Below are 26,172 nucleotides of genomic sequence, written 5' to 3'. Positions count from 1 at the left end.
GTTATATAAACCGAGGCCGTCTGAAATCAAAAAATAATTATTTATAACTATAAAATCTAAACCATATTATTTACAAAATTAATAAAAAAGAGTACCGTTCGTATTCGCCGAATCATTAGGCGTTTTATTCAATAATCGAAAGATGGAGTGTAGAAACTATGAAACAATGGATGCTTTTAGGATTGCTGGGATTGGGCGCAGTGGCACAGGCACACGATGTTTGGGTGGCCGCACCGACACATCAGCCTGCCGGCAAAATCCTGCATGCGGATTTGGGTTACAGCCACGACTTCCCCAATGTCGAAAAAATCGCCGACGACCGCGTGCATATTTTCAAACCGCTGCAATTGACCGACAGCTCAAAGAAAACCGTTGATTTGGTGAATAAGGGCGAAAACTATCAATACGTTTCCAAAGCCGCCCTGCCCGCAGGCTCCTACTGGGTCAGCGCGACCTACCAACCGACTTTCTGGTCGAAAAACCAAGACGGCTGGAAACAGCAAACCTTGAAGCAGCTGGCCGGTGCCACCTATTGCGAACAGGCACAAATGTTCGGCAAAAGCTTTGTCCAAGTGGGCAACGGCGCAGTCGATGAAGCAGTATTGACCCGCCCTATCGGCCAAGAGCTGGAACTGGTTCCGCTGCAAAATCCGAACGAAGTCAAAGCCGGCGGCATTTTGCCGGTCAAAGTCCTGTACAAAGGCGAGCCTTTGGTTAAAGCCACCGTTACCGCCAGCTCGGACACTTTGGCCGAAATGGACTTGGAATCGACCCATGACCACCGCGAGCCTCAAGGCTTCTCCGGCAAAACCGATAAAAACGGCGTGGTCAATGTGATTACGCTGATTGACGGCTTGTGGAAAATCAAAGTGGTGAACGAGACCGATTACAGCGATAAAAGCGTATGCCAACAAGACAAAGCTTACGCAACGCTGGTCGTTCCTGTCGGTACCAAACGCGCGGCTGCACGCCATGCCCACCATCATCAACATTAACAACCATTAAAAAAGGCCGTCTGAACTTTCAGACGGCCTTAATTTATTCACATTCATAACCCAAATTTCTAAAAAAATGGGAGTATGTTTCCAATTTATCCTCATTCAATTGGGCAAACCGGACACGGTTGCAGCCGGTCAAGACCACATTGCCCATCCAGTGCGCCCCAAAGACGCGCTCTAAAGGGACATTCCTCATTTGATTGATAAACGGTACTTCTGAAGAAAATTGCGTAGCAATATTCGGAGGCGCGAATTTCAAACCCAAGTCCTGCAATCTATAACGGTGTTGCGCCGTCAAAAACATATCTTCGTGGTGCAGCCGTATCAGCCATTCCATACCGGCAATTTTTCCGTCTTCCGGCGGCAAAGGCGGCCGGATTTCTACATTTAAGCCCAGCTGTCGCGGCATGGTTAAAAGCCGCTTGCTGCGCAGGCTGAAACCGCCGTTCTGCGGCTCGTCCAAATTCGGAGAAGTCTGAATCAGATGTTGTTTGGCCAAATATTGGTCGGTTCCCTTCAGGAAAACTGCCCGTCTGCTTCGGTTTCCAACAAAATCGGCAAAGGTGCGCCGATATAGTCATATTCTCGATAGGCATCTTGCCAGTTTTGACCGTTTAACACCCAGCCGTCATTTTGAACAATCAAACAATAATCGGTTTCGATGTAATACATCAGTTGGTACAAAACAAACAGATTGTATTCCAGATAACCGAATTTCCGGCAAGGCTGATGTCGGATATTTTCCGGCAAACCTTGCGGACAACTCGGGCTGATCAGCAATCCACGGCTACCGGGCAATTCGGCACAGCTGCGGATAATGGCATACATCGTGCCCTCGGTATAAGAATCTGCGCCGGTAATACCAACCACGGTAATATCAGTAAAACTCATTATATGTTTCTCCTGTTTCAGACGGCCTTTGCGTTGTTTACGACACCTTGTTGCAGATATCTTTCAAACGATACAAGGCATCCAAGGCTTCGCGCGGCGTGAGGTTGTCGGGCTGAATTTGCGCCAAAGCTTCAGCCAATTCATTGGTCTGCAAATTATCGATAGGCTCAACTTCTTGTTCTTTCCCTTCCTCATCTTCCCTATTTTCAGACGGCATGGCGCTGAAAATATCCAACTGCGGACGGTTGGCGGCGGCTTGGTTTTCCAAATCGTTTAAATGCTTTTGAGCCGCCTTCAATGCGCGGTTGGGCAGGCCGGCGAGTTTGGCAACGGCGATACCGTAGCTTTTGCTGGCGGGGCCGGGTTCGATGTGGTGGAGGAAGACGATGTCCTGTCCTTGTTCAAGTGCGGAGAGGTGCATATTGACTGCTGTTGCGTGGGCTTCGGGCAGTTTGGTCAGCTCGAAATAGTGGGTGGCGAAGAGGCTGAAGGATTTATTTTTTTGCAGCAGGTGTTCGGCAATGGCTTGGGCAAGAGCGAGGCCGTCAAAAGTCGAAGTGCCGCGACCAACTTCGTCCATAAGGACGAGGGATTGGTCGGTGGCGTGGTGGAGGATGTAGGCGGTTTCACTCATTTCAACCATGAAGGTGGAGCGGTTGGAGGCTAAATCATCCGATGCGCCGATACGGGTAAAGATTTGGTCGATGGGGCCGATTTGGGCTGAATCGGCAGGCACGAAGCTGCCGGTGTGCGCCATGAGTACAATATGGGCGACTTGGCGCATGTAGGTGGATTTGCCGCCCATATTGGGGCCGGTCAGGAGCATGAGGCGGTGTTTGTGGTCGAGGCGGGTGTGGTTGGCGGTAAAGTGGCGCACTTGTTGCTCGACGACGGGATGGCGGCCGTTTTCGATATGGATGACGGGGTAGTCGGCGAATTCGGGGCAGACGAAGCCGCGTTCTGCCACAATGGCGGCAAACGTAGAAAGTACGTCGAGGGCGGCGGCGGCTTTGGCTGCTTTTTGAAGCTGAGGCAAGGCCGTCTGAACTTCTTTCAGCAGGGCTTCAAACAGGCGTTTTTCCAATGCCAATGCCTGCTCTTGTGCGGTCAGGACTTTGTCTTCGAAGGTTTTGAGTTCGGGGGTGATGAAGCGTTCGGCGTTTTTCAGGATCTGGCGGCGTTGGTAGTCGGCGGGGGCTTGTTCGGCTTGAACTTTGGAAAGCTCAATGTAGAAACCGTGGACGCGGTTGAACTCGACTTTGAGGGTGGAGAGGCCAGTGCGTTCGCGTTCGCGCGCTTCGAGGTCGAGCAGGAATTCGTCGCCGTGGTTTTGGATGTGGCGCAACTCGTCAAGTTCTGCGCAATAGCCTTGGTTGATGACGCCGCCGTCTTTGAGCCAAACGGCAGGTTCGGGCATCACGGCGGCTTTAAGGGTTTCGGCAATGGGCAGGGTTTCGGGGAAAACGGCTTTGAGGGTTTCCAAAAGGCTGCTGCCCTCGGCGGACAGTTCGATTTCGGTCAGGGCAAACAGGCTGTCGCGCAGGGCGGCGAGGTCGCGCGGACGGGCGTTGCCGACGGCGATGCGGGCGGCGATGCGTTCGATGTCCGCAATGTTTTTCAGACGGCCTTGCAGGGTTTCGTATTGCGAACCCAGCGCGGCAACGGCTTCTTGGCGGGCGCGGATATGGGCGCGGCTGCGTAAGGGGTGGTGCAGCCAAAGTGCTAAGAGGCGGCTGCCCATGTGAGTGGCGCAGCCGTCGAGTATGGAAAACAGGGTCGGCGATTTTTTGCCGGAGAGGGTTTGCGTGATTTCGAGATTACGGCGCGTGGCGGCGTCCATACCGATATATTGGCTGTCGGTTTCGAGCGAAATACCGTCGAGGTGTTGCGGCATCAGGTTTTGCGTCAGGCGGATGTAGTTCAGCAGCGCGCCCGCCGCACCGACGGCGGCTTCGTGTTCTTTGCCGTCCAAACCGAAGCCATGCAGGTCTTGGCAGCCGAAGTATTCGGTCAACAACTTCTCGCCGGCGTCGGCGGCAAACTGCCACGAGTTCAGGCGCGTGATGTTGGCTGAGTTTGCCTGAAAACTGTCAGGCAGGCTCTTACCGTCAGGTAACAGGATTTCCGCCGCCTGCAAACGCGCCAGCTCGTCAGCGAGTTTGTCCGCCGTCGTCAGCTTGGTTTTGAATTCGCCGCTTTGCAAAGATGCCCATGCGATGGCGATGTGTTTTTTATCCGCGTTCACCGCCGCGATGCGGTTGGTTTCCTTGTCTTCCAAAAACGCCGCGTCGGTCAGCGTGCCGGGCGTCACAATGCGCACGACTTTGCGCTCCACCGGCCCTTTGCCTGCGCCGACTTCGCCCACCTGCTCGCACACCGCCACGCTTTTGCCCATCTTAACCAGTCGCGCAAGATACTGCTCCGCCGCATGAAACGGCACGCCCGCCATCTTAATCGGCACGCCGTCCATCTGCCCGCGCGTGGTCAGGGTGATATCCAGCAGCTTTGCCGCTTCCACCGCGTCATCCAAAAACAACTCGTAAAAGTCGCCCATACGGTAAAACACCAGCTTGTCGGCGTGTTGCGATTTGATAGCGAGATACTGCTGCATCATCGGGGAAACGGTGGGTTTGGACATGGAAAAGCCTTAGAAACGCAAAAGTATTATTGTAACAAAAGGCCGTCTGAAAACCTAAATAAGCTTTCAGACGGCCTTTTATATGTGCCGAATAAGATTAGTCATAAACGAAAATAATATCTAAGTCTTTTTTCGGCAGGAAATTTTCTTTGACTGCTTGGAAGCGGTTCGGCCCTACTTTGCGCAAGGATTTGTCCCAGCAGAGTGACAACACAGTATTGGGCTCGCGGTCTATGGTCAAAGTGAATTTACCGATAGGTTTTGCCCAGTTGGCACCTGTGGTCAGGACATAGCCCAAATGGTGATAGACCTTCGTAGCTTCTTTCACATTTTTAAAGCCTTTAAGGAAGTTTTCATCCATACAGTACTCATCTATGAATGCTTTGCTGTCTTTGGCTTTGAGCGAAGGCAGGAAGCTGCCGCCAACCAACGGGGTGTATTGGTGTTTGATTTCGGTTACAGCGTTGGCTTTAAAGGTTTGCTTCCAGCTGTAAATAATCTGCGCCGACCAATACGTCCAGCCCATTGTGTTCAATTCGCTGGCTGGAAGCAAGGATTTGATTTTAGGCGAGCTGCAAGTACGAATTTTCTTATTGAGCTTTTCGATATCTTTGTTTTGCGTCCATGGGTGCATCAACTCCTGATCGCTCAAACCGCATTTTTTCAAGTCGGCGGTTACATCCACCAACGTTCCGTTACTACGTTCAAAATAGGCACGGACGTAGGCTTGCGGGCGGACAGGTTTGCCGTCGGCGTAAATGCGGAAGCTGTCAACCAAGCCCTTGGTGTCGGCAAAGTCGGAAACTGTAGCCGCAGGAACGATGGGCAAAGGAAAAAGAACAGTTTCAGTAATGTCTTGCGAGGAGGTGTTTTTAAACTTGTAATGCACGCGGATTTGCTTTTCGCTGATGTGCAAATCTTCGCTCTGCATATCGATATGCGGATTTTTCAGATATTTGATGCCGCTTGTACTGACCGTACCCATACTGTCATTGGCATGAGCGGCCCCAGCCAGCAGAAAAAGCAAGATTAAAGCTTTTTGTTTCATGATTTAACCCCTTTGAAACAGGCCGTCTGAAAAACAGGTTTCAGACGGCCTTTAACAGCGGCTTGGTTTTAAGCCAAAGCCACTTCCAAATTATCAATCAGGCGCGTGGTACCCAAACGGGCGGCGGCAAGCACCACCAATTCTTTATCGCCGACATGAGCCACTGCCAAGTTCTGTGCATGGCGGATTTCAACGTAATCAACCACCCAGCCGGCATCGGTCAAACGGCGGATACATTCGGCCTCAAGCTGAGCGTAATCCAGATTGCCGTTTTTCAGGGCGGCGGCAATGTTTTGCAACTCTTGATAGAGGCGTGGCGCTTCTGCGCGCTCTGCTTCGCTCAAATATTGGTTGCGGCTGGAAAGTGCCAGGCCGTCTGAAGCGCGGCCGGTGTCGACCGGGACGATTTCAATATTGAAATTCAAGTCTTCGACAAAGCCTTTAATAATCGCCAGCTGCTGATAGTCTTTTTTACCGAAACAGGCGGTATCGGGTTGAACAATGTTGAACAACTTAGTCACAACAGTCGCAACGCCGCGGAAATGGCCCGGACGGAATTTGCCGCACAATTCGTTTTGCAGGTGCGGAGGCTCGACATTGAAACGCTGTTCCACATTCGGATACAGCTCTTTTTCATCAGGTGCAAATACGACGGCAACGCCCTCGCCTGCCAATTTGTCGGCATCTTGTTGCAAAGTGCGCGGATATTTGTCGAAATCTTCGCCTTGTCCGAATTGCAGGCGGTTGACAAAAATACTGACCACAACGTTATCGGCACGTTTTTTCGCTTCGCGCACCAGCGCAAGATGGCCTTCGTGCAGATTGCCCATGGTCGGCACAAATGCCACTTTTCCGGCAGTTTTGCGCCACTCGCGCAATTCTTTAATCGTATGAATAATTTGCATGGTTTGAAAAATCCTTTATCTTTGCCGCCGTTTCATCAACGGAAATCACGCGCCGATTATACGCTTTTATTCATTAAAAAGGCCGTCTGAAATAAGTTTCAGACGGCCTGGTTTTTATTTTATCCGGCAAACGTATGTTCGACAGATGGGAACGTTTTTGCTTTGACTTCGTCCACATAGGCTTTGACCGCAGCTTGAACGCTGTCTTTGCCCTGCATAAAGTTCTTCACGAATTTGGCGGTTTTACCGGGGAAAATGCCGAGCATATCGTGCATCACCAAAACCTGACCGTCGCAATCCACGCCTGCACCAATACCGATGGTCGGGCAAGAAACGGTTTCGGTTACTTTTTTCGCCAACTCTGCAGGAACGCATTCCATCAATACGATTGCCGCACCTGCCGCATCATGCGCTTTGGCGTCGTTGAGCAACGCTTCCGCCTTGTCGCCTCGGCCTTGTACTTTATAGCCGCCGAATGCAAACACGGATTGCGGAGTCAGGCCGATGTGGGCGCAAACAGGGATACCGCGCATTTGCAGAAATTCAGTGGTCTCCGCCATCCAGACACCGCCTTCGAGCTTGACCATATGCGCGCCGGCCGCCATCAACTCTGCCGCCGCCGCAAATGCCTGCTCTTTGCTCTGCTGATATGCGCCAAACGGCAAATCGCTGACAATCATGGCATTTTTAGTACCGCGAGCCACACATTCAGTGTGGTAGCACATATCCTGCAAGCTCACTGGTAAAGTGGACTGACGACCTTGCACCGCCATACCCAAAGAATCGCCGACCAGCAATACATCTACGCCGGCATTGTCCATCAGCGCGGCAAAGCTGGATTCATAAGCGGTCAGCATGGCGATTTTTTCGCCCTCTGCTTTCATTTTTTGCAAAGTGTTTACGGTAATCATGGTGTTTTGTGTGTTCCGCCCGACGGGCAGCCCTTTGTTGTAATGGAAACGCGGTATTATAAGGTCTGCTTTTAAAATATCAAAGCATAAGCAAAAAGCCCGACTGCTTTCACAATCGGGCTTTTAATTGGTGCCGGCACCAAGAGTCGAACTCGGGACCCCCTGATTACAAGTCAGGTGCTCTACCAACTGAGCTATACCGGCTTACTGAAATGCCTTGCGGCACCATCAGTCTTTAACTGGTGCCGGCACCAAGAGTCGAACTCGGGACCCCCTGATTACAAGTCAGGTGCTCTACCAACTGAGCTATACCGGCAAGGAAGTCGGCATTATGCCGATAAGTTCCCATCTTGGCAAGCATTTTAAAACAAAGTTACTCACGAAATTATAAAAACCAATGATTTTAAAGAAAATTAAATAAATACCTTACCTCTCAATTCAACACGCTCAAAGGCCGTCTGAAAACCGCTCCAGCGCAAAACATCATGGTTTCTGTTAAAATAACGCCTTTTACATCTTTCGTCTGCACACATGCCACCCCGCCATCCTTACCGCCGCCTGCGCCCAGCCAAATCCCATCTGCCCGAAGTCGGCATTTCCGAAGAGGGCAATATCCGTTCCCTGCACTTGGGCAGCGACACCATTCAAAGTTCTATGAATGTCGATCATCCGTCCGAGCTTGTGTTGTCGTACAGCCGCGCCATGATGGGTTGGTTGCTGTTTGCAGAAACCCCGCCCAAACACATCACCCAAATTGGCTTGGGCGGCGGCTCGTTTGCCCGTTGGATAGACAGCTACCTGCCCGATACCAAGCAAACCGCCATTGACATCAATCCGCAAGTCATCGCCGTGGCGCGCAGCCTGTTTGAATTGCCGCACGAAGGCGAAAATTTTGAAATTATCGAGGCGGATGGTGCTGAATATATTAAAGTGTTCCGCCACAATACCGATGTGATTTTGGTAGATGGTTTTGACAGCGAACAGATTATCGATGCTTTGGTGGAAGAGCCCTTCTTCCAAGACTGCCGCAATGCCCTCTCTTCAGACGGCGTATTTGTCACCAACTGGTGGAGCGGCGACCAGCGTTATCAACGCTTTGTCGAACGCCTGCTCAACGTCTTTGACGGCCGCGTGCTCGAGCTGCCTGCCGAAAGCCACGGCAACGTAGCGGTCATGGCATTCCAAAGCAGCCCCAAAGAGCAAAATCTCGACAACTTAAAAAAACGCGCCGAAAAATTAAGCGAAAAATACGGCTTGGACTTCAAACGAATGCTTGCTGATTTGAAAGCCAACAATCAAAACAACGGCAAGAATTTTTATCTGTAAACCGCTTCAGGCCGTCTGAAAAAACAAACAAGGACACACCCATGCTCAAACCCGACATCATTCAAATCCCCGGCCCGGCCGGTTTGCTGGAAACCATCTACCTGCCAAGCACACAAGAATCCGCCCGCGGCGTTGCCGTCATCAACCACCCCAATCCCCTGCAAGGCGGCACCAACACCAACAAAGTCATCCAAACCGCCGCCAAAGCCCTCAGCCAACTCGGTTTCCATTGCTACCTGCCCAATTTGCGCGGCGTAGGCAATAGCGAAGGCGAACACGACTACGGCCGCGGCGAAATACAAGACTGTATTGCCGTTATCGACTACGCCCGCGCGCAACATCCTGACGCACCGCAATTCGTCCTAGCCGGTTTCTCATTCGGCGGCTACGTTTCCACCTTTGCTGCCCAAGAACGCATGCCTGATTTGCTGTTGCTGATGGGCGCCGCCGTCCATCACTACACCGATCGCCCAGAACCATCCAACGTTCCCGACGTCGCCAAAACATTGATGATTCATGGCGCGGAAGACGAAGTCGTCGAAATCAACAAAGCCCTGACATGGGCAGAACCACAAGACCTGCCTGTTGTGACCATTGCCGGTTCGTCCCACTTCTTCCACGGCAAACTCATCGTTTTGCGCGATACGATTACACGGTTTGCACCGGCTTTATTAGGTTAAAATCTGGCTACAAAATAAAACAGGGCCGTCTGAAAGCTTTTTCAGACGGCCCTGTTTGTATGAAAACCTTATTATCAAATATCAGGCTCAAGTATTCAGAAATCTATCAAGGATTTTCTACTTAACATATCAATTCTGGGTCAACCAATACTGCAAACCAATCAAAGTCTTACCATCTTTGATCTCATCGTTTGCCAATGCATTGCGCACCTCGTCCTTGCTCATCAGGACGGTTTCTGTAATTTCATCCTCATCATTGCTCAACTCGCTGCCCAAACGCACGCCTTGCGCTTGGTAGAGATACATTTTTTCATCGCAAAAACCGACTGCGGTATAAAAGGAGTACAACAGTTTGACGCTGTCGGCGACATATGGCGTTTCTTCCGCCAACTCACGCAAAGCGCATTCGGCAGGATCTTCGTCCGCAATATCCAATTTACCCGCCGGCAATTCCAACGTCGCCTGATCGGCGGCATAACGCCATTGGCGCACCAAAACAACTTTACCATCTTCCGTTTCCGCCAATACACACGCAGCACCCGGATGACGGATCACAACTCGTTGGCTTTCGTTGCCGTTGGGCAGGCGAACCCGATCGCGGCTGATGGTAACAAAAGAACCTTCGTAGATTGGCTCACTGCTTAATTTAGTTTCTTTCAAATCCATTTTTTACCTCATTTCCAAATTATTAAATATTAAAGGCCGTCTGAAATTTTACAGAAATAAACTCAGAGGATGACTTTTCTAATAATTACCGCTGATGTCGTTGTTGCAAACGCTCCGTATGTGTTCGCAGCTTTTCACTATTTGCTTGGTAGTCACTTGAAGACAATACAGCAACTATTGCCTCTACCTCATGAGAAAGCAATAAGGCCGTCTGAAAATTCTTAATATAAGCCGCCGCCTGCCTAATACGGCAAACATTTGGTGGCATTTTCGATTTCAATTCACAATCACCTAAGAAAACTACCATTGAATGAAACTTCTCCTCAGGAAATTGCAATAGTTCTGACAATGCTTTGATATGAGCATAATTCTGACGCAACGGGTTTTGAAAATAATGTTTCTGTTTATAGATGATTTGCGTCCATTTAGATTGCTTTTCACCACCAAAAATCCAACCTGTGTAATTTTTAGTTTCTATCACAAATATCCCAAAAATTGAGACATAAATATGATCAATTTGTGTCGTACCATCTCGAGATGGAATAATTAAATCGTGAAACTCAAAATAAGTTTTCTCATCTAAATTTTTTCCAATTACAGAACGAACTGCTATTTCCCCCATGCTTCCCTTTATTTTAGGATTTCTCAACAGTGCTTTTAATAAAAGCAAAGGAATAATGATCAGAAAAATCCAAAATATACCTGACATACTTCCCAATATTTGTTCAATCATGACGTTTTCTTTTTTATTTAAAACTAAAAATTTATATATTTATGGTTTATTCCCGAGCGCGTTCAATCTCAATACCGACCTGGGCCACATCTGGCAAGATACCCGGTTTCACAATACGGACACGCACTTTGGCCGCACCAAAATCATTTAAAATCAATTGGGCGATATGTTCCGCCAAAGTTTCCAGCAGTAAAAAATCCTGTTCGGCAAGGCTGCAGCGTACGACTTCGCATACTTCGCCATAATGAATGGTGTCGCCGATATCGTCGCTCGTGCCGGTACGCTCGGGAACACTGATTTCCAAATCCAAAATCAAAGTCTGTTTACGCTCGCGTTCCCAATCATATACGCCGATTAAAGTATCGGCCTTCATGCCGTACAAAAAGATTTTATCCATTTGCCTGTCCGTTTTTTTGATAGAATAACCGTTCCCATTTTAAGTAAAGCACCCAAAATGTTCAATGTACTCGCCATTATTGCCGCCTATCTTATCGGCTCCCTGTCTTTTGCCGTCATCGTATCAAAATATTACGGCATGGACGATCCGCGCACTTACGGCTCCGGCAACCCCGGTGCCACCAATGTCTTGCGCAGCGGTAAGAAAAAAGCAGCCGCACTGACCCTGCTCGGCGATGCAGTAAAAGGCTTGGTTGCCGTCATCTTGGCACGCTGCCTGCAAGATGCTTTAAATTTATCTGATGCAACGATAGCACTGGTTGCCATCGCCGCATTGGTCGGTCATATGTGGCCAATATTTTTCAATTTTAAAGGCGGCAAAGGCGTAGCCACCGCATTGGGCGTCTTGCTCGCCCTCTCCCCCGCAACCGCCCTGCTCTGTGCCTTGGTTTGGCTGGTCATGGCGTTCGGTTTCAAAGTATCTTCCCTTGCCGCACTGGTCGCCACCGTCTGCGCACCCATCTTCGCCTTCTTCATGATGCCACACGCCTCTTGGGCATGGGCAACCGTATTCATTGCCGCATTGGTGTTGTACCGCCATAAAAGCAATATTCAAAACCTGATTCAAGGCAAAGAAAGCAAAATCGGAGATAAAGCCGGAAAATCTTAAAAGCGTAGATACATTCAAATAAAAGGCCGTCTGAAAGTATATTTTTCAGACGGCCTTTTGTAGTTTCATTCACATTATTCACGCATAATCAGTCAATCTTAATATATTCCACCGACAGAATCTCTATAATCTCACGCCCTTCCGGTGTATCCAAGACAACTTCATCGCCTTCGCGTGCTTTTATCAGGCTGCGCGCCAAAGGGGAAATCCATGAGATTTTATTTTTAGCAGTATCGATTTCATCTACGCCGACGATTTTGACGGTTTGTTCACGACCATCTCCGCGCAATAAGCCAACGGTGGCGCTGAAAAAAATCTGGTCCGTGGCTTCACGTGCTTCAGGGTCGACGACGACGGCAGCTTCCAAGCGTTTGGTTAGGAAGCGGATACGGCGGTCGATTTCGCGCATACGGCGTTTGCCGTAAAGATAGTCCCCATTCTCGCTGCGGTCGCCATTGCTCGCCGCCCAGTTAACGATTTGGACGATTTCTGGGCGTTCTTTGTTGACCAGATGATAAAGTTCGTCTTTCAATGCCTGCCAGCCGGTAGGCGTGATGTAATTTTTGGTTTCGGTACTCATAATGTGTCTAAAACATAATTAAAGGCCGTCTGAACATTAATTTTCAGACGGCCTTTATTGTAAGTCAATTTACTTTATTCTTCATCATCATCGCTATCGCTGATACTGATGCTGTGTTCCATTTTGCTTGGATGTACTTTCAAACCGCCACAACCTGATTTTTCGGTAGAGAGACGGTTTAGATACGCTTCGTCGATATCGCCGGTTTGATAAACACCATTAAAGCATGAAGAATCAAAGGATTCGATTTTTGGATTGAGTGCTTTGACTACTGCTTCCAAGTCTTCTAAGTTCTGGAAGACGATACCATCCGCGCCAATCTCGGCTGCGATTTCTGCTGCGCTGCGGCCGTTTGCAATCAGTTCTTCACGGGTCGGCATATCGATACCGTACACATTCGGATAGCGCACTTCGGGAGCTGCAGAAGCAATGTAGACTTTGCGTGCACCTGCCGCACGTACCATTTCAACGATTTCACGGCTGGTCGTACCACGCACGATGGAATCATCCACCAATAAAACGCTCTTGCCGTTAAACTCGGTTTCCATCGGGCTGAGTTTTTGGCGTACTGATTTTTTGCGTGTTGCTTGGCCGGGCATAATAAAGGTGCGGCCGATGTAGCGGTTTTTAATCAGACCTTCGCGGTAAGGTTTTTCGAGATGAACGGCAAGCTCCATCGCGCTGGGTCGGCTGGTATCGGGAATAGGCATAACAACATCGATATCATCGACAGGCAGCTCGCGTTTGATTTTTTCTGCCAAAGATACGCCCATATCCATACGGGACTGATAAACGGAAACGCCATCGATGACGGAGTCCGGGCGGGCAAAATAAACATATTCGAAAAGACAAGGGCTGAGTTTAACTTTATCGCTGCATTGACGGGAAATAATCGTGCCGTCAAAACCAATAAATACGGCTTCGCCCGGATGGATATCGCGTTCCAAATCATAGGCAAGTGCATTGAAGGCAACGGATTCGGAAGCAACGGCATAAGATTTTTTGCCGGATTCGTCAATTTGCGAACCCAAAACCAACGGACGGATACCGAAAGGATCCCGGAAAGCCAGCATGCCGTACCCTGCAATCATGGCTACTACGCCGTATGCGCCGCGCACCAAACGGTGCACTTCGGAAACGGCGTTGAAAATATTGTCGATGGTGAGTTGGTAAGGAACTGTATTTTTAGAGACTTCGCGGCGTAATTCATGCGCAAATACATTGAGTAGGACTTCAGAATCGGAGCTGGTATTAACGTGGCGCAGGTGTTTGTTGCATACGTTTTCATAGAGCTCTTCGGTATTGGTCAGATTACCGTTGTGTGCCAAAACAATGCCGAATGGGGAGCTGACATAAAACGGCTGAGCCTCTGCGCTACTGCCCGCATTGCCTGCAGTCGGATAGCGGACATGTGCAATGCCGGCATTACCGACCAAGTCGCGCATATTGCGGGTACGGAACACTTCGCGCACCATGCCTTTGCCCTTGTGCATATGAAATATATTGCCTTCGGCAGTAACAATGCCTGCTGCGTCCTGACCACGGTGTTGCAACATCTGCAAACCATCATACAACATCTGATTGACCGGCTCATGACTAACCAAACCTAATACACCACACATATTGTGCTTCTCCGAGTTTGAAGATTAAATGGGTAAGCTGTCATTATAAAATAATTTAGATGAGTTTGCTCGAATTGTTGACAATATGATGTCAAATTTACGCAAATAAAAGCGGATTCAGACGAACCATAGGCCGTCTGAATCCGTCAAACTCAATCATCCAATTCTTCTACTTCAGCTGCTTTACCCGAAAGATGCGGCATTGCGGTATCTTTCCCTGGCAGATAAGGCATCGCAGCATCGGCCAGTGATTCAAAATACGGAATTGTGTGTGAACTTTGCCACTCTTCCGTTTTCGGCAAATCAGTGTGTGAAAAAACCATCACTGCCAGTGTCACCAAAATCACACCTTTCACTGCACCGAATACGCCGCCAAGCAAACGGTTGATGCTTCCTAAACCAACGGCAGACATCAAACTGCTCAACAGCGATCGTGCCAGTTTCTGCAACAGCCATGCCAGAAAAAACACAGCGGCAAAACCCATCGCAACCGCCAAGGAATGCGGCTCAACCGATTTAAAGACCACATCGGCAAACGGCACGGCGAGCGTTCTGGCTGCAATAAACGATACCACCCACGCCACCATTGCCCCTGCTTCGGCAATAATACCCCGTGTCAACGAGATAATGATGCAGATGACGATGACAGCGGCAGCCAACAAATCGGCAACAGGCAAATTACTCACTGGTCACCTGACCGGCAATGCCATGCACACGCAATTTGTTCAAATCGCGCTCTGCATCGCGTGCATTTTTATAACTGGCTGATTTCACGCGATACACCTTACCTTTATCGGTCATCACTTCAGTAATGGTCGAGTCGATACCTGCGGCTTTCATTTTACGTTGCAGGCTTTGCGCACGTTCTTTTTCAGCATAACCAGCCTGAATGGCGGCTTTTTTCGCAGGTTTGGCTTCTGCTTTTTCTTTTTCAGCTTTAGGTTTGGCTTTTTCAGACGGCTTCTCGGCAGTTTTTACCTTATCGGCTTTTTCTGTTTTGGCCGTTTCTGGTTTAGCTTTTTCATTTTTTGGTTTTTCAACTTTGGCTTCTGCTTTCTTGGCAGGTTCGGCCTTGTCTTTTACGCTGTCTTTGCTGTTTTTGGCAGATTTACGCTCAGCAATGGCTTTCTCTGCTTTTTCCAATTGTGCCAATTTATTGCGTTCGGCAGCGGCTTCACGCTCTGCTTTTTCAGCACGCGCTTGAAGTGCGCGTTTTTTAGCAGCCAATGCGTTTTCTTTTTCATCCGCTTCCTGTTGGGCTTGTGCCTTGCGTGCCGCAGCACGTTGTTCTGCCTGGCGTTGGCGGCGTTCTTCGGCTCGGCGCTCCGCAGCTTCGCGTTTGGCGGCCTCAGCTCGTTGAATACGCTCAGACTCTTCCAAACCTTTAATATTGCCGTCATCCAAAGTATCATTAATCAAAACCAACGGCTCGCCGACATCTTCGGGAGCAGACTCACGGTTTGGCTTCAATACTTCAACCGGCGCATTGTCTTCTTCGTCGCCGGCATTTTGAGGTTTGCTTTGCGCTTCGGCATCCGCATGGCGGGCTGCTTCTTCAGCCATCGCAACATCTTCTTTATTCGGCTCTAAAACAACGGCCTTGCTCGGCTCATCAGCCGTTTTGACTTGGCTCTGACCGACAGGTGCTTCTTTAAACGGTGAATTTTTATCGTTGCCGGAAGTCAGTGCCAGACCGAACAGCATACCCGATGCCACCACCAAGCCGGAGGCTAAGACCAAGCGACGGCGGTTGCGACGTTTGAGTTGTTCGTAACCGTCTAAATCGTATCCGTTTGGAGTTTCTTTTTGTTTATTGTCGGACATGATAATTTCCTCGTTAGTGTTCTTTCAAAACAGCCATTACATCGGCAACAGTATGGAATGAGCCGAAAACAACGATTCTATCATTTTCGGTTGCTTTAGCCAAAGCAGCGCGGTAGGCAGCAGCGACAGTTTCAAAAACATTTACATTGTCGATGCCGTGTTCAGCCAGTTTGGCCTGCAAAGCCTCTATCGTCATGCCGCGCGGTACATCTAAAGGCGCGATGTTCCACTCGTCAAACTGATCTTTAACGATTTCCAGCACGCCATCAATATCTTTGTCGGACAACATACTGAATACAGCAGTACGTTTTTGGGCAAAGGCAAGGTTAATCAGACTGCGGCGCAAAGCACGGGCTGCGTGCGGATTGTGGCCGACATCCAAAACCACCAGCGGACGGCCAGGCAAAACTTGGAAACGTCCAGGATTCTCAACCAACAGCAAACCACGTTTAATCGCGCCGATATCAACCGGCAATTGTTCGTTCAAACATTCCAACACCGTCAATGCACACGCGGCATTAGACAACTGATAGGCACCGCGCAAAGCAGGAAATGGCAAGGAATTGCGGTTACGGCTTTGGCCGTCTGAAGATTGCGGATGGAAGCGGTAGTTCCACTGTACGCTTTCCATTGACGCAAAATCAAAATCACGTTGAACCATCAATAGTTTTGCACCAATTTCTTCTGCGTGTTTGAGCAATGATTCAGGCGCAGGATTCTGACCGCATACAGCAGGTTTGCCGCTACGGAATACTCCGGCTTTTTCAAAACCGACCTGCTCAACGGTATCACCCAAAAATGCCTGATGGTCCAAATCCACGCTGGTAACGACCGAGCAGTCGCCGTCAAATAAATTCACGGCATCCAATCGTCCGCCCAAACCGACTTCTAAAATCATTACGTCCACATTTTCATGCATGAAAATATCGACGGCCGCCAAAGCATTAAACTCAAAATACGTCAGCGAAATTTCGCCGCGCGCCGCTTCGATACGCTCAAATGAGGAAACAATCAATTCATCTGAAACCGGCTGAGTGTTGATGGCGATTCGTTCGTTGTAACGCAGAAGATGAGGACTGGTCAGCGTACCGACTTTAAAACCGGCTTCTTTATAAATATGCGACAAATAGGCGCATACGGAGCCTTTGCCATTGGTACCCGCCACCACGACGACAGGACATTGCGGCACCAAATTCATGCGTTTTTTCACTTCCCCCACGCGCTCCAAGCCCATATCGATAAGGCCGGAACTATGGGCAGTCTCCAAATGAGAAAGCCAGTCTTGTAATGTTTTCATTGTATTTATCGCTTCAAAAGGCCGTCTGAAACAGCCGTTTAATCCATATCTGCCGCAAGTTCTGCTTTGTCTTCTTTTTCCCGACACCAGCGCGCCCACACTTTCAGACGGCGGTAGGCATCGCGGTCGGTCATGTCGGGCAAGATACAGTGTTTAACCATTTTTCCGTCAATATTCCATTGCAGAAACAAAGCATAAGCTGTCAACATACTGCTGTCTTGCAAAACCGCGCTTCTTCCCTCTTCCTCGTCATTCAAGTAAACCGTCGCACGGTATTGACGGTCGATGATGATTTTTCTGACCGCATTTCGAGTCTGAAAATTAACGCTGCGCCAAGCATAGGCAAAACTGCCGGCCAATGCCGCCAAACCCAGCCACATCATCCAGCCGTAAAACTCGGCGAGACATAAGGCCAATGCCGAAAGGTGTAAGAAGACAATCAGAATTTTCAAAGAACGCGAGGGCTTTAAGGCCGTCTGAAAACTTCGCACGGCTTTACATCATATTGTCGAAAACAGGCGTAATGTTCAATTCCGCCTCTTCCATATCCAAAACCATATCGTGGATTTCGGTATCGAAAAATTCCCAAAAAGCCTTCAAACTCATGTCTTGCGGCCATTTGCTTTTATCGATGTCCCAGCCTGCCAATTCGGCTTCAAAAATCTGCTGGTAGCGTTCGTCAAAATAAGAAATGACGGATTCGGGTTCGTCAAATTGCGGCACAAGGAATACGGAGCAGTTGGTGCGCAGTTGCTCGATGGTCAGGTCGGGCATATTTTCATCGGCGGATTTCAGCCATTCCAAAAAACGGGCGGTCGGCTTCAGCACAACAGCGGTACGGTCAACAAAATACATTATTTTCAACTTTCAAAATCATTCAAACCGATCATGCCGTCTGAAATTTCAGACGGCCCGAGTTTAATGTGTCATCACCTGTTGCAGGAATTGTTTGGCACGCTCGTGTTTCGGATTGGTAAAAAACTCTTCCGGCGTTTCATCTTCCAGAATCTGGCCTTTATCGACAAAAATCACACGGTCGGCGACTTCACGTGCAAAACCCATTTCATGGGTCACACACATCATGGTCATGCCACTTTCCGCCAAGTCTTTCATTACTTTCAATACCTCGCCGACCATTTCAGGGTCAAGCGCGGAAGTCGGCTCGTCAAACAACATGACGCGCGGCTCCATCGCCAAACCGCGTGCAATCGCCACACGCTGCTGTTGACCGCCGGAAAGCTGACCGGGCAGCGCGTCTTTTTTATGCGCCAAGCCGACACGTTCCAAAAGCTCCATCGCTTTCTTTTCTGCCTCTTCACGGCTTTGGTTTTTCACTTTCATCGGAGAAAGAATAATATTTTCCAAGACAGTCAAATGCGGATACAGATTGAACCCTTGGAACACAAAGCCCACTTCTTCGCGCACTTTGTTCAAATCGGTTTTCGGATCGGCAACATTAATACCGTCCACCCAAATCTCGCCGCTTTCAATGCGCTCGAGTTGGTTTACCGTACGAATCAGCGTTGATTTGCCACTGCCTGAAGGACCGCATACAACGACCACCTCGCCTTGCTTGACTTCCAGATTCACGCCGTTGATAACGTGTAAATCTTTAAAATGTTTGTGTACATTTTTGAATTTAATCATTATTTCTTTCCAAACTACCAAAATTTTCGGGGCTTGAGTTGCGATTGCCGCTGCCAAAGCAAAGGAATGGCCGTTTCCAGCCAAAAGCGGCAACTGACTATGTCGCCTGAGATTCCGCCTTTATTGTACCGATTGACTTTAAATTGCTCTTCCCTATCGAGACGATGCCCGGTCAATACCCAAACTGCGCCGATAATTGCTGTTTCAAAACGGTGCCGCTCAGGCGGCATATCCTTACCGGAAAAATACTGCGCCAACTCGCGCCACAAATATGAATCACCCAGAAACCCCCATTGAATAGGAGGCTGCTTAAAAATTGCCATCACTGTTTCAGGCGGCCTTTTGAACCAAATAATTGCTCAATTCCACATATTTCTCAGCGGCAATGTGTTCTGCCCTGTCCTGCGGATTAATGCCGACTGCCTGCAAATCATCATCGCCTGCAAGTTCCTTCAAATTATTGCGTATGGTTTTGCGGCGTTGATGGAAAGCCAGTTTCACCAGTTTGGCAAAATGTTCAAAATCTTCCGCTTTACCGATACGGTGTTTCACCGGAATCATGCGCACCACGGCCGAATCCACTTTCGGCGCAGGATCAAAGGATTCGGGCGGTACTTCAATCAACATTTCCATATCGAAGAAATATTGCAGCATCACGCCCAGACGGCCATAGTCGTTGGTTTTCGGCTGCGCCACCATGCGTTCGACCACTTCTTTCTGCAGCATAAAGTGCATATCGATCACATCGTCTGCCACTTCGCTCAATCGGAACAAAAGCGGCGTGGAAATATTGTACGGCAGGTTGCCGACAATTTTTTTCTTGCCTTCAATGCTGTTGAAATCAAACTGCAATACATCGCCTTCGTGTATCACCAATTTATCTGCAAACGGCAAAGTTTTCAGACGGCGTACGATGTCACGGTCGATTTCGCAAACATGCAGGTAGTTGAGTTTTTTCGCCAAAGGCTCGGTAATGGCGGCCAAGCCCGGGCCGATTTCAATCACGATATCATCGGGCTGCGGTCTGACCGCGTTGACAATATCGCTAATAATCCGCGTATCCTGCAAAAAATTCTGCCCGAAGCGTTTCCGGGCCTTATGTTCTTTCATATCTTTCTTCAAGCAAGCTGTTTAAGGCAGTATTGTAACTGAAACAGGCGTTTTTGTCGGCACGCTTTCAGACGGCATTTGCCTAATTTTAAGCAAATGGCGGCGCTTCCAAACCCAAGGATTTCAGTAGTTGCGCGGTCTCATAAACCGGCAAACCCATCACTCCGGTAAAACTACCCTGCAAATGTTCGACAAATACGCCGCCCAAGCCCTGAATCCCATACGCACCGGCTTTATCCATCGGCTCGCCGCTGGCAACATAGGCTGCAATTTCCTCAGCCGTCAACGTTTTAAAGCGCACTTCGCTCGTCTGCACCACATCATGGCGCACGCCTTGCCAGTAAACGCATACAGCCGTCAGCACTTGATGCGTCCGCCCAGACAGGCGTTCCAGCATATCGACCACATCCGCTTCGAATTCCGGTTTACCCAAAATAACCGCACCATCCGCCACCGTCGTATCCGCCGTCAATACAGCAAACTCAGGTTCTTGATTATGAGCAGCAAACCATTGCGCCACCGCTGCCTGATTTTTCTCGCAGGCCATACGGCGCACATACTCTACTGCGGCTTCGCCTTCTTTAGGGGTTTCATCAATATCCGCAGGAAGGCGGCGTACCGTGAAACCCAAATTCTCCAAAATCTCACGACGGCGCGGACTACCCGAAGCCAGATAAATTGCGTTCATTGTATTGGTTTTCCTTATTTTGAAATTTTATGCTGACCGGACAGGCGGACATAATGCGCAGAGGAATACGTCAAAAATTCCTTTTCCTCATCAGTCAGCGGACGCACTTGTCTCACAGGCGAGCCGACGTATAAAAAACCGCTTTCCAAACGCTTGCGCGGCGGCACCAAACTGCCCGCGCCTATCATCACATCATCCTCGACAACCGTATCATCCAAAATAATCGAGCCCATACCCACCAACACACGATTCCCAATTCGGCAGCCATGCAGCATGACCTTATGCCCAATCGTCACATCATCGCCGATAATCAAAGGCGAACCGTCAGGCTTCGCCGCATTCTTATGCGACACATGCAAAACACTGCCATCCTGCACATTGCTGCGCTTGCCGATAGAAATACTGTTCACATCGCCGCGCAATACAGCATAAGGCCAAATCGATACATCTTCCGCCAGCGACACTTCGCCAATCACTACCGAAGTCTCATCTACAAAACAAGACTCATCAAACGACGGCACATAATCCAAAAACGCACGAATAGGGTTTGCCATTTCCAATATCCTTTTCTCAAAACCAAAACTGATCGGGCCGTCTGAAAACACGGCGTAAAACGATTTTATACTACAACAATACGAAATCAAGCCAGAAAATCATCAAAAGGCCGTCTGAAATAGTTTTCAGACGGCCTTTCATCATAAACCCTTTATCTTGGCTTACCACTATTTATCATTAACGCCCCAGCTATATTTTATGAAATAATCGTCTTCATTTAATTCTTGGAGAAGCCGATGAACACACGTTCAGGAAATTATGCAGCACCCCTGCTAGTCGTCGGCTGCGTCGTCTTCGGCTTGGGCAGTTTGATCGTCAAATTTGTCGATGTCGGCTCTTACGCCATCGCATTCTGGCGCTTACTGATCGCCGCCCCTATATTCTTCCTGCTCGGGCGTTTTTTCAGACAAAAAATGCCCACGAAAAGAAAAACGGTCGGCTACGCAATCTTATCCGGCGTTTTCCTCGCATTCGACCTCGCCCTTTGGCACGAAAGCATTCACGCCGTAGGCCCCGGCATTTCCACCTTACTCAACAGCCTGCAGATTTTCTTTTTAGCCGCCATCGGCTTCTTCTTTTATTCAGAACGTTTAAGCACCCTGCAAATTTTAAGTTTGATATTGGCCACCATAGGCGTAGCCTTAATCGGCAGCCCAGAGTTCGGTCATAACGACAATGCCGCATGGGGATTTGTCAGCGGCGTAGTGTCCGGTGCCATGCTGGCCCTGTCTATGGTTTTCGTACGCAAAACCCATGAGCAGGAAAAAGTCGGTTTGTTTCCACTGATGATGATTTTAAGCTTCGGCGGCGCAATGGCGCTGGTCATCCCATCGCTGCTATTCGATGCCGCCCATCTTTATCCCAAAACTTTAAACGATGTGATTCTAGTCTCCATCTACGGCATCGTCATGCAATGTTTTGCTTGGGCATTGATTGCTTACGCCATCCCACTTTTATCTTTGTCACTAACAGGCCTACTACTGCTCTCCGAACCAGTCGCCGCCATGTTGATCGATTATTTCTGGCTGGATAAACCGATTAATACCGTCCAATAGAGTGGCGCCACTTTAACTTTATTGGCAATTTATTTAGGTTCGTTAAAAGACAAAAAATAGATACAAAAAAAGCCGTCTGAAAAATTTCAGACAGCCTTTTTGGTATAATGAAATACTTAGACTCAAACCAAATTTAACCGAATTAGTTTAAGTTATATGAATCCATTCAATGATTTTCTAAAATGTTTTCTCAAAATCTATGAATACACGATTTTTAGAATAACTATTAAGCTCTCCAATATTACTGTTATTTTTTGTATATCGCCAATTCAACCTTGGAGTAACACCCAGCACGCTTAATTTATTGTGCCAAATACTTAAATTAGTAATAGTTACATTATCTTTGCGATGACGATCAGTAAAAATATAATGCTTTCCATCAAAACGTTCGTGATAGTGATTGATTATAAGTCTGCTATTCAGGTCTTTACCCCAAGTCTGCCCCCAACCAATATACCTCCCTATACGTTTAGAGCTACTGCCAGCATAATGTTTTACTTTATCACGAGCATAGTTTAAACCACCTAAAAAATAAGTATCATTGTTTAAAAGGTAAGTAGCACCTACTCCGATTTGATAATCTTTCCCTCGTCGTTCAGTATATGCATAATCTTTTTTTGCTATTGTACTGTTAGCAGACAAACGTAAATTTGGCGTTATCCAATTTGAAATGCCTAAATCTACACCTGCACGTGTGTAATAAGGATGATTTCCATAACGACGTTTTTCTAAAAATGGCATAACATAGCCATCTGTTTTAAAACTTTTATTTTTATAACCCAGGCTTATTCTTGCTACTTGATCATCATAAGCATGATTATCCCAATAAGTCACACCATCTATATCACCCGACATAGCTAAGTAATGGTTATCTTTAATATTATCATCACGATTGATAGATAACGAATAATTAAACCCATGTCCTTTTTGCGGCAAATAGTCAGGATTCTTTTCAAATGCTAAATTACCAAATTGAGGAAGATGAATTTCGCGTTCTGTTGAAACATTATTGATATTACTGTCTTGGATATAACTTAGACTACCTGAAATTTGCCATTTCTTTTTCTTCATAGCATCTTCATAAAGTGCGATAGTCGGAAGTACATCTTCAGGAAGCCCCTGCTCCTTGGCCACATTAAATTCATGTTTCGCATTGCGAGTCTGTCTATCCTCATAAAGCATAGCAGCTAAATCTAAACGGACAGTAACAAGATCAGAATTTTTAGCAAGAATAGAACGATAAAGTTTGATAGCCTTTTTATATTTTCCTTCAGATCGCCAAATTGCACCTTGTGCATAAGCTAATAAAATAGGATCGTGCCCGCTCCATTTACGATATATAGGTAAGAGCTGCGCCGCTGAAACATAATTTCGCATTTGTAAAGCCTGATTTAATAATGGCTCTGTCAACTCTGGTTGCTTGGATAAATCATCTAATGTCAACGTTTGGCTAGACTCTTCTACAGAAGTACCGTCATTGTCTGAAAATAATTTACCTTGCTCTGATACTTTAGGAATAGCCATCTCCTGAATTTTTTCTACCTGTCGATCAGCTACAGTTTCAGGATTCGTCATAATTTCAGCAGAAGCCATTGAAGGAACTAACGTTCCCAGTATAAAAATGAATGAATAAGACTTCATAAATCTATTTCTTAAAATTAAAAATTTAAGTAACAATAGTTGAATTAAAATTTTATCTATTGGTATTTTTCATCTTAAAAACAATAAGCAGCAGATGCTAAGCTCCTGCTGCTTATTGTTTAATCAGCGTATTAACGCTTGCCAATAAAACCAATATTATTTTCACCATGGCTGGTCGTAATTTTTAACACACCACCCACTTCTTCAGCATTTGGGCCAGCAAAACGTATGTCACCTTTACCATAAATCACTTTATTTTCACCTGGATTTTTTCCCTTCATCCAAACAGTGATATCGTTAGCAAGTTGTTTGCTTCCCACTAGAGAGACTTTTTGACCTGCAGTTGCAGAAGGCATTCCACTTTCTGTTTTTACATTACCACTAGCGAAATATACATTACGTTTATCATCTAAGCGACGATTGGTAATTGCTCCATTAAAGGTAACATTATTACTTAAAACAGTATTGTAAGCCATATTTGGTTCATGGAACTGCGCAGTCATATTCATCACGCCGTCTTGTTTACCGTCTCTGCTAGAATAAGCAACACCTGTATATTTAGCAGATAATCCTTTTTTAGTCTTCATATCATAGACATTGGCAACCATACCATTCTCAGTAATAACTCGGTCAAAAATGCCGATATTATACGGAGTATTAACCCCATAACTACCATCGCCATTTTTATAACGCCATGCAGTCAATGAGAGATATTGTTGGTTAAAACCATTGGCTTGTCCAACATCATAAGTATAAATCGCACGAACTTCATTTACCTTTCCATAGCGCAGTGCACTAAACATTTCAGCAATTACACGTTTATTTTGAAATGCGCCTAATGCCTTATTATTATCAATACCGGTATGAATTGAATATAATGACACTTCGGTCATTTGCCCTTTATCAGCTACAATCTTCAACCTACCATCTTTTTGTGTTACAAGAAAATAGCTACCAGCAGGGTAAGTATATTGTTTATCCGCAACCCAACCCAAAGCTTTAAGCGCATCTGCGCGCTCTGGATTTACTTTTGCTGCTTCCGAGCTAACTTTAAATGTAGTAGTTTTATTCAAAGTAAAGCGATATGCATATTCACCATTTTGATTAACATATAATTCGTCATCCGGATTATTATCAAAATAATTATTCAAAGAATGTGCATATTGATAACCCTTATTAGGTTTAGTAGATATGTTCCATATCGGATTACCCTTATCATCTAATTTATATTCTACATCAGCTAATACACGGCGCCCTTTATCTAAAGAAGTTTTATTATCTGCATTAGTTTCAAAATTATTAAACCATTGTGTATAACGGCTACCACCTACACTATCCAACTCGAATTTGCTGGCCGCTTGGTCTAAGATATTAACACTACTACCCTGTTTAATTAAAATACCATTTGCATTACGCTTATCTACACCAATTAAATTTTTTGAATTTAATGGGGTATCAATTTCATCATAACCATACTCTCTCTTAATATATCCATCGATTTTATTTACTTTATAACGTGTTGCTACACCTCCCAATATAACCGTTTGGGGACGTAAAAGTTTATATTTTCCACGCCCCCCAGAAGTTTCGATAATATGTGCACTATCATAAACAAAAGTATTCTCGGAAGCTTTCTCCAACAATGGGTTTGCAGCAAAGTTATTTGCAATAAAACCTGTATCTACTTCAGCTTGACTAAATTCTTCTGTTTTTACTACATCACTCAATCTAAGAGTTACTAATTTATTCTGAATATTTTTAGAAATTTGCTCATTAACTTGAGCTAAATTATCTTTGCCAGTATTAGGTTTGGTTGCATTATTCTTACCGGTGTTATCCTTACCGGTAGTGGGTTTGCTTGCATTGTCCTTACCGGTGTTATCTTTACCGGTAGTAGGCTTGGTTGCATTGTCCTTACCGGCGTTATCTTTACCGGTAGTAGGCTTGGTTGCATTGTCCTTACCGGCGTTATCTTTACCGGTATTAGGTTTATTTGTATTATCCTTATTGGAATTACCTTTGTTGGTATTATTACTAATATCATTAGGTGCCACAGATGGACTTATCGGAGAACCCGGTTCTCCATTCGAGCTAGCACATGCAGCTAAAACTGCCGCACAAATACCTGTCAATACAAAATGAGTAATAGGTGATTTCTTCTGAGTAAACATAAATATAATCCTCATTAACTGAAAGTAACTTTACTTAAAACAACTAGATTATTTACTACTAATTGAAAAACTAAATATAAACAACACTTACACCACCGTAATATTATAAACGAATACAAA

The 26,172-nt window shown here is 46.9% G+C and carries 28 protein-coding genes and 2 tRNA genes; 5 read left to right on the top strand and 25 right to left on the bottom strand.

Translation table 11 applies throughout. The annotated features are described in order from the left end of the window. The first annotated feature begins 158 nt into the window (after window positions 1-158). On the top strand, window positions 159-995 hold the full coding sequence (locus HMPREF2560_RS06215; RefSeq protein WP_070608188.1) for a DUF4198 domain-containing protein: 837 nt from the start codon (window positions 159-161) through the stop codon (window positions 993-995). Window positions 996-1,038: 43 nt separating this feature from the next. Here HMPREF2560_RS06215 and HMPREF2560_RS11460 read toward each other — a convergent pair whose 3' ends face one another. The 8 genes from HMPREF2560_RS11460 to HMPREF2560_RS06175 form a co-directional block, all read right to left on the bottom strand. Next, the gene (locus HMPREF2560_RS11460) at window positions 1,039-1,497 is read right to left on the bottom strand and encodes a DUF5672 domain-containing protein (protein WP_070608187.1); all 459 of its coding nucleotides are present in this window, start codon (window positions 1,495-1,497) and stop codon (window positions 1,039-1,041) included. A 17-nt stretch (window positions 1,498-1,514) separates the two neighbouring features. Further along, on the bottom strand, window positions 1,515-1,889 hold the full coding sequence (locus tag HMPREF2560_RS11455) for a DUF5672 family protein (RefSeq protein WP_070608186.1): 375 nt from the start codon (window positions 1,887-1,889) through the stop codon (window positions 1,515-1,517). A gap of 37 nt (window positions 1,890-1,926) precedes the next feature. Then, window positions 1,927-4,527, bottom strand: a complete 2,601-nt coding sequence (mutS, locus tag HMPREF2560_RS06200; protein ID WP_070608185.1) for a DNA mismatch repair protein MutS — start codon at window positions 4,525-4,527, stop codon at window positions 1,927-1,929. A gap of 97 nt (window positions 4,528-4,624) precedes the next feature. After that, the gene (locus HMPREF2560_RS06195) at window positions 4,625-5,575 is read right to left on the bottom strand and encodes a DUF4424 family protein (protein WP_070608184.1); all 951 of its coding nucleotides are present in this window, start codon (window positions 5,573-5,575) and stop codon (window positions 4,625-4,627) included. Between the two features lie 68 nt (window positions 5,576-5,643). After that, window positions 5,644-6,480 (bottom strand): pantoate--beta-alanine ligase, encoded by an 837-nt coding sequence (gene panC, locus HMPREF2560_RS06190; protein WP_070608183.1) that lies wholly within the window; start codon window positions 6,478-6,480, stop codon window positions 5,644-5,646. Window positions 6,481-6,599: 119 nt separating this feature from the next. After that, window positions 6,600-7,391: a 3-methyl-2-oxobutanoate hydroxymethyltransferase gene (panB, locus tag HMPREF2560_RS06185; RefSeq protein ID WP_049333454.1), complete on the bottom strand. Its 792-nt coding sequence runs from the start codon at window positions 7,389-7,391 to the stop codon at window positions 6,600-6,602. Between the two features lie 128 nt (window positions 7,392-7,519). Next, window positions 7,520-7,595: transfer RNA gene (locus HMPREF2560_RS06180), tRNA-Thr, on the bottom strand. Between the two features lie 36 nt (window positions 7,596-7,631). After that, window positions 7,632-7,707 (bottom strand) — tRNA-Thr (locus HMPREF2560_RS06175). A 215-nt stretch (window positions 7,708-7,922) separates the two neighbouring features. On the opposite strand from HMPREF2560_RS06175, the gene HMPREF2560_RS06170 reads away from it, so the two are divergent. After that, window positions 7,923-8,717, top strand: coding sequence for a polyamine aminopropyltransferase (locus HMPREF2560_RS06170; RefSeq protein ID WP_070608182.1), 795 nt, complete (start codon window positions 7,923-7,925; stop codon window positions 8,715-8,717). A gap of 41 nt (window positions 8,718-8,758) precedes the next feature. Beyond that, on the top strand, window positions 8,759-9,397 hold the full coding sequence (locus HMPREF2560_RS06165; protein WP_070608181.1) for an alpha/beta hydrolase: 639 nt from the start codon (window positions 8,759-8,761) through the stop codon (window positions 9,395-9,397). 129 nt (window positions 9,398-9,526) lie between these two features. Here the strand turns inward: HMPREF2560_RS06165 and HMPREF2560_RS06160 are convergent, their stop codons facing one another. From HMPREF2560_RS06160 to folB, 3 genes are all read right to left on the bottom strand, one after another. Further along, a complete protein-coding gene (locus tag HMPREF2560_RS06160) occupies window positions 9,527-10,063 on the bottom strand; it encodes an NUDIX hydrolase (RefSeq protein WP_070608180.1) in 537 nt (178 codons plus the stop codon). An 85-nt stretch (window positions 10,064-10,148) separates the two neighbouring features. After that, the gene (locus HMPREF2560_RS06155; protein ID WP_070608179.1) at window positions 10,149-10,796 is read right to left on the bottom strand and encodes a nuclease-related domain-containing protein; all 648 of its coding nucleotides are present in this window, start codon (window positions 10,794-10,796) and stop codon (window positions 10,149-10,151) included. A gap of 46 nt (window positions 10,797-10,842) precedes the next feature. After that, entirely contained in the window at window positions 10,843-11,193 is a 351-nt protein-coding gene (gene folB, locus HMPREF2560_RS06150) for a dihydroneopterin aldolase (protein WP_070608178.1), read from the bottom strand. A gap of 57 nt (window positions 11,194-11,250) precedes the next feature. Here folB and plsY point away from each other — a divergent pair, with 57 nt between their 5' ends. After that, a complete protein-coding gene (plsY, locus tag HMPREF2560_RS06145) occupies window positions 11,251-11,862 on the top strand; it encodes a glycerol-3-phosphate 1-O-acyltransferase PlsY (protein ID WP_070608177.1) in 612 nt (203 codons plus the stop codon). A gap of 88 nt (window positions 11,863-11,950) precedes the next feature. Here plsY and greB read toward each other — a convergent pair whose 3' ends face one another. The 12 genes from greB to HMPREF2560_RS06085 all read right to left on the bottom strand — a co-directional run bounded on the left by greB (window position 11,951) and on the right by HMPREF2560_RS06085 (window position 21,184). Beyond that, window positions 11,951-12,442 (bottom strand): transcription elongation factor GreB, encoded by a 492-nt coding sequence (greB, locus tag HMPREF2560_RS06140; protein WP_070608176.1) that lies wholly within the window; start codon window positions 12,440-12,442, stop codon window positions 11,951-11,953. 74 nt (window positions 12,443-12,516) lie between these two features. Then, window positions 12,517-14,064, bottom strand: a complete 1,548-nt coding sequence (gene purF, locus HMPREF2560_RS06135) for an amidophosphoribosyltransferase (protein WP_070608175.1) — start codon at window positions 14,062-14,064, stop codon at window positions 12,517-12,519. Window positions 14,065-14,216: 152 nt separating this feature from the next. Continuing rightward, window positions 14,217-14,750, bottom strand: a complete 534-nt coding sequence (locus tag HMPREF2560_RS06130; RefSeq protein ID WP_063068803.1) for a CvpA family protein — start codon at window positions 14,748-14,750, stop codon at window positions 14,217-14,219. Then, window positions 14,743-15,888 (bottom strand): cell division protein FtsN, encoded by a 1,146-nt coding sequence (gene ftsN / locus HMPREF2560_RS06125; protein ID WP_070608174.1) that lies wholly within the window; start codon window positions 15,886-15,888, stop codon window positions 14,743-14,745. Before ftsN ends, HMPREF2560_RS06130 begins: the two co-directional genes overlap by 8 nt. Window positions 15,889-15,901: 13 nt before the next feature. Beyond that, on the bottom strand, window positions 15,902-17,185 hold the full coding sequence (folC, locus tag HMPREF2560_RS06120; RefSeq protein ID WP_070608173.1) for a bifunctional tetrahydrofolate synthase/dihydrofolate synthase: 1,284 nt from the start codon (window positions 17,183-17,185) through the stop codon (window positions 15,902-15,904). A 38-nt stretch (window positions 17,186-17,223) separates the two neighbouring features. Beyond that, window positions 17,224-17,676 (bottom strand): protein YgfX, encoded by a 453-nt coding sequence (locus HMPREF2560_RS06115; protein WP_070608172.1) that lies wholly within the window; start codon window positions 17,674-17,676, stop codon window positions 17,224-17,226. A gap of 4 nt (window positions 17,677-17,680) precedes the next feature. Beyond that, the gene (locus HMPREF2560_RS06110) at window positions 17,681-18,040 is read right to left on the bottom strand and encodes a hypothetical protein (RefSeq protein ID WP_070608171.1); all 360 of its coding nucleotides are present in this window, start codon (window positions 18,038-18,040) and stop codon (window positions 17,681-17,683) included. A 63-nt stretch (window positions 18,041-18,103) separates the two neighbouring features. Further along, window positions 18,104-18,832, bottom strand: coding sequence for an amino acid ABC transporter ATP-binding protein (locus tag HMPREF2560_RS06105; protein WP_003747231.1), 729 nt, complete (start codon window positions 18,830-18,832; stop codon window positions 18,104-18,106). A gap of 14 nt (window positions 18,833-18,846) precedes the next feature. Continuing rightward, complete coding sequence (locus HMPREF2560_RS06100; protein WP_070608170.1) at window positions 18,847-19,155, bottom strand: hypothetical protein; 309 nt, start codon at window positions 19,153-19,155, stop codon at window positions 18,847-18,849. Window positions 19,156-19,162: 7 nt separating this feature from the next. After that, entirely contained in the window at window positions 19,163-19,942 is a 780-nt protein-coding gene (gene rsmA / locus HMPREF2560_RS06095) for a 16S rRNA (adenine(1518)-N(6)/adenine(1519)-N(6))-dimethyltransferase RsmA (RefSeq protein WP_070608169.1), read from the bottom strand. A gap of 88 nt (window positions 19,943-20,030) precedes the next feature. Further along, a complete protein-coding gene (locus HMPREF2560_RS06090) occupies window positions 20,031-20,630 on the bottom strand; it encodes a Maf family protein (RefSeq protein WP_070608168.1) in 600 nt (199 codons plus the stop codon). Window positions 20,631-20,644: 14 nt separating this feature from the next. Continuing rightward, window positions 20,645-21,184, bottom strand: a complete 540-nt coding sequence (locus tag HMPREF2560_RS06085) for a gamma carbonic anhydrase family protein (RefSeq protein WP_070608167.1) — start codon at window positions 21,182-21,184, stop codon at window positions 20,645-20,647. A 237-nt stretch (window positions 21,185-21,421) separates the two neighbouring features. On the opposite strand from HMPREF2560_RS06085, the gene HMPREF2560_RS06080 reads away from it, so the two are divergent. Further along, window positions 21,422-22,240, top strand: a complete 819-nt coding sequence (locus HMPREF2560_RS06080; RefSeq protein ID WP_070608166.1) for a DMT family transporter — start codon at window positions 21,422-21,424, stop codon at window positions 22,238-22,240. A gap of 177 nt (window positions 22,241-22,417) precedes the next feature. Here the strand turns inward: HMPREF2560_RS06080 and HMPREF2560_RS06075 are convergent, their stop codons facing one another. Both HMPREF2560_RS06075 and HMPREF2560_RS11450 read right to left on the bottom strand, forming a co-directional pair. Continuing rightward, entirely contained in the window at window positions 22,418-23,881 is a 1,464-nt protein-coding gene (locus HMPREF2560_RS06075) for a surface lipoprotein assembly modifier (RefSeq protein ID WP_070608165.1), read from the bottom strand. 131 nt (window positions 23,882-24,012) lie between these two features. After that, window positions 24,013-26,052 carry a hypothetical protein gene (locus HMPREF2560_RS11450; RefSeq protein ID WP_070734778.1) on the bottom strand — a complete coding sequence of 680 codons (2,040 nt, stop codon included), beginning with the start codon at window positions 26,050-26,052 and terminating at the stop codon, window positions 24,013-24,015. Between the last annotated feature and the right edge of the window lie 120 nt (window positions 26,053-26,172).

Source organism: Neisseria sp. HMSC078H04, assembly GCF_001838135.1.
GTDB lineage: Bacteria > Pseudomonadota > Gammaproteobacteria > Burkholderiales > Neisseriaceae > Neisseria.
The sequence above is the reverse complement of the archived record's forward strand: the minus strand, read 5'-3'. Positions and strand labels throughout refer to the sequence as shown.

Bases quoted from the DNA above. Each gene is read 5' to 3' on its own strand.
- HMPREF2560_RS06215 (WP_070608188.1), top strand. From the start codon at position 159: ATGAAACAATGGATGCTTTTAGGATTGCTGGGATTGGGCGCAGTGGCA.
- HMPREF2560_RS11455 (WP_070608186.1), bottom strand. From the start codon at position 1,889: ATGAGTTTTACTGATATTACCGTGGTTGGTATTACCGGCGCAGATTCT.
- mutS (WP_070608185.1), bottom strand. From the start codon at position 4,527: ATGTCCAAACCCACCGTTTCCCCGATGATGCAGCAGTATCTCGCTATC.
- HMPREF2560_RS06195 (WP_070608184.1), bottom strand. From the start codon at position 5,575: ATGAAACAAAAAGCTTTAATCTTGCTTTTTCTGCTGGCTGGGGCCGCT.
- panC (WP_070608183.1), bottom strand. From the start codon at position 6,480: ATGCAAATTATTCATACGATTAAAGAATTGCGCGAGTGGCGCAAAACT.
- panB (WP_049333454.1), bottom strand. From the start codon at position 7,391: ATGATTACCGTAAACACTTTGCAAAAAATGAAAGCAGAGGGCGAAAAA.
- HMPREF2560_RS06170 (WP_070608182.1), top strand. From the start codon at position 7,923: ATGCCACCCCGCCATCCTTACCGCCGCCTGCGCCCAGCCAAATCCCAT.
- HMPREF2560_RS06165 (WP_070608181.1), top strand. From the start codon at position 8,759: ATGCTCAAACCCGACATCATTCAAATCCCCGGCCCGGCCGGTTTGCTG.
- HMPREF2560_RS06160 (WP_070608180.1), bottom strand. From the start codon at position 10,063: ATGGATTTGAAAGAAACTAAATTAAGCAGTGAGCCAATCTACGAAGGT.
- HMPREF2560_RS06155 (WP_070608179.1), bottom strand. From the start codon at position 10,796: ATGATTGAACAAATATTGGGAAGTATGTCAGGTATATTTTGGATTTTT.
- folB (WP_070608178.1), bottom strand. From the start codon at position 11,193: ATGGATAAAATCTTTTTGTACGGCATGAAGGCCGATACTTTAATCGGC.
- plsY (WP_070608177.1), top strand. From the start codon at position 11,251: ATGTTCAATGTACTCGCCATTATTGCCGCCTATCTTATCGGCTCCCTG.
- greB (WP_070608176.1), bottom strand. From the start codon at position 12,442: ATGAGTACCGAAACCAAAAATTACATCACGCCTACCGGCTGGCAGGCA.
- purF (WP_070608175.1), bottom strand. From the start codon at position 14,064: ATGTGTGGTGTATTAGGTTTGGTTAGTCATGAGCCGGTCAATCAGATG.
- ftsN (WP_070608174.1), bottom strand. From the start codon at position 15,888: ATGTCCGACAATAAACAAAAAGAAACTCCAAACGGATACGATTTAGAC.
- folC (WP_070608173.1), bottom strand. From the start codon at position 17,185: ATGAAAACATTACAAGACTGGCTTTCTCATTTGGAGACTGCCCATAGT.
- HMPREF2560_RS06110 (WP_070608171.1), bottom strand. From the start codon at position 18,040: ATGTATTTTGTTGACCGTACCGCTGTTGTGCTGAAGCCGACCGCCCGT.
- HMPREF2560_RS06105 (WP_003747231.1), bottom strand. From the start codon at position 18,832: ATGATTAAATTCAAAAATGTACACAAACATTTTAAAGATTTACACGTT.
- HMPREF2560_RS06100 (WP_070608170.1), bottom strand. From the start codon at position 19,155: ATGGCAATTTTTAAGCAGCCTCCTATTCAATGGGGGTTTCTGGGTGAT.
- rsmA (WP_070608169.1), bottom strand. From the start codon at position 19,942: ATGAAAGAACATAAGGCCCGGAAACGCTTCGGGCAGAATTTTTTGCAG.
- HMPREF2560_RS06090 (WP_070608168.1), bottom strand. From the start codon at position 20,630: ATGAACGCAATTTATCTGGCTTCGGGTAGTCCGCGCCGTCGTGAGATT.
- HMPREF2560_RS06085 (WP_070608167.1), bottom strand. From the start codon at position 21,184: ATGGCAAACCCTATTCGTGCGTTTTTGGATTATGTGCCGTCGTTTGAT.
- HMPREF2560_RS06080 (WP_070608166.1), top strand. From the start codon at position 21,422: ATGAACACACGTTCAGGAAATTATGCAGCACCCCTGCTAGTCGTCGGC.
- HMPREF2560_RS06075 (WP_070608165.1), bottom strand. From the start codon at position 23,881: ATGAAGTCTTATTCATTCATTTTTATACTGGGAACGTTAGTTCCTTCA.
- HMPREF2560_RS11450 (WP_070734778.1), bottom strand. From the start codon at position 26,052: ATGTTTACTCAGAAGAAATCACCTATTACTCATTTTGTATTGACAGGT.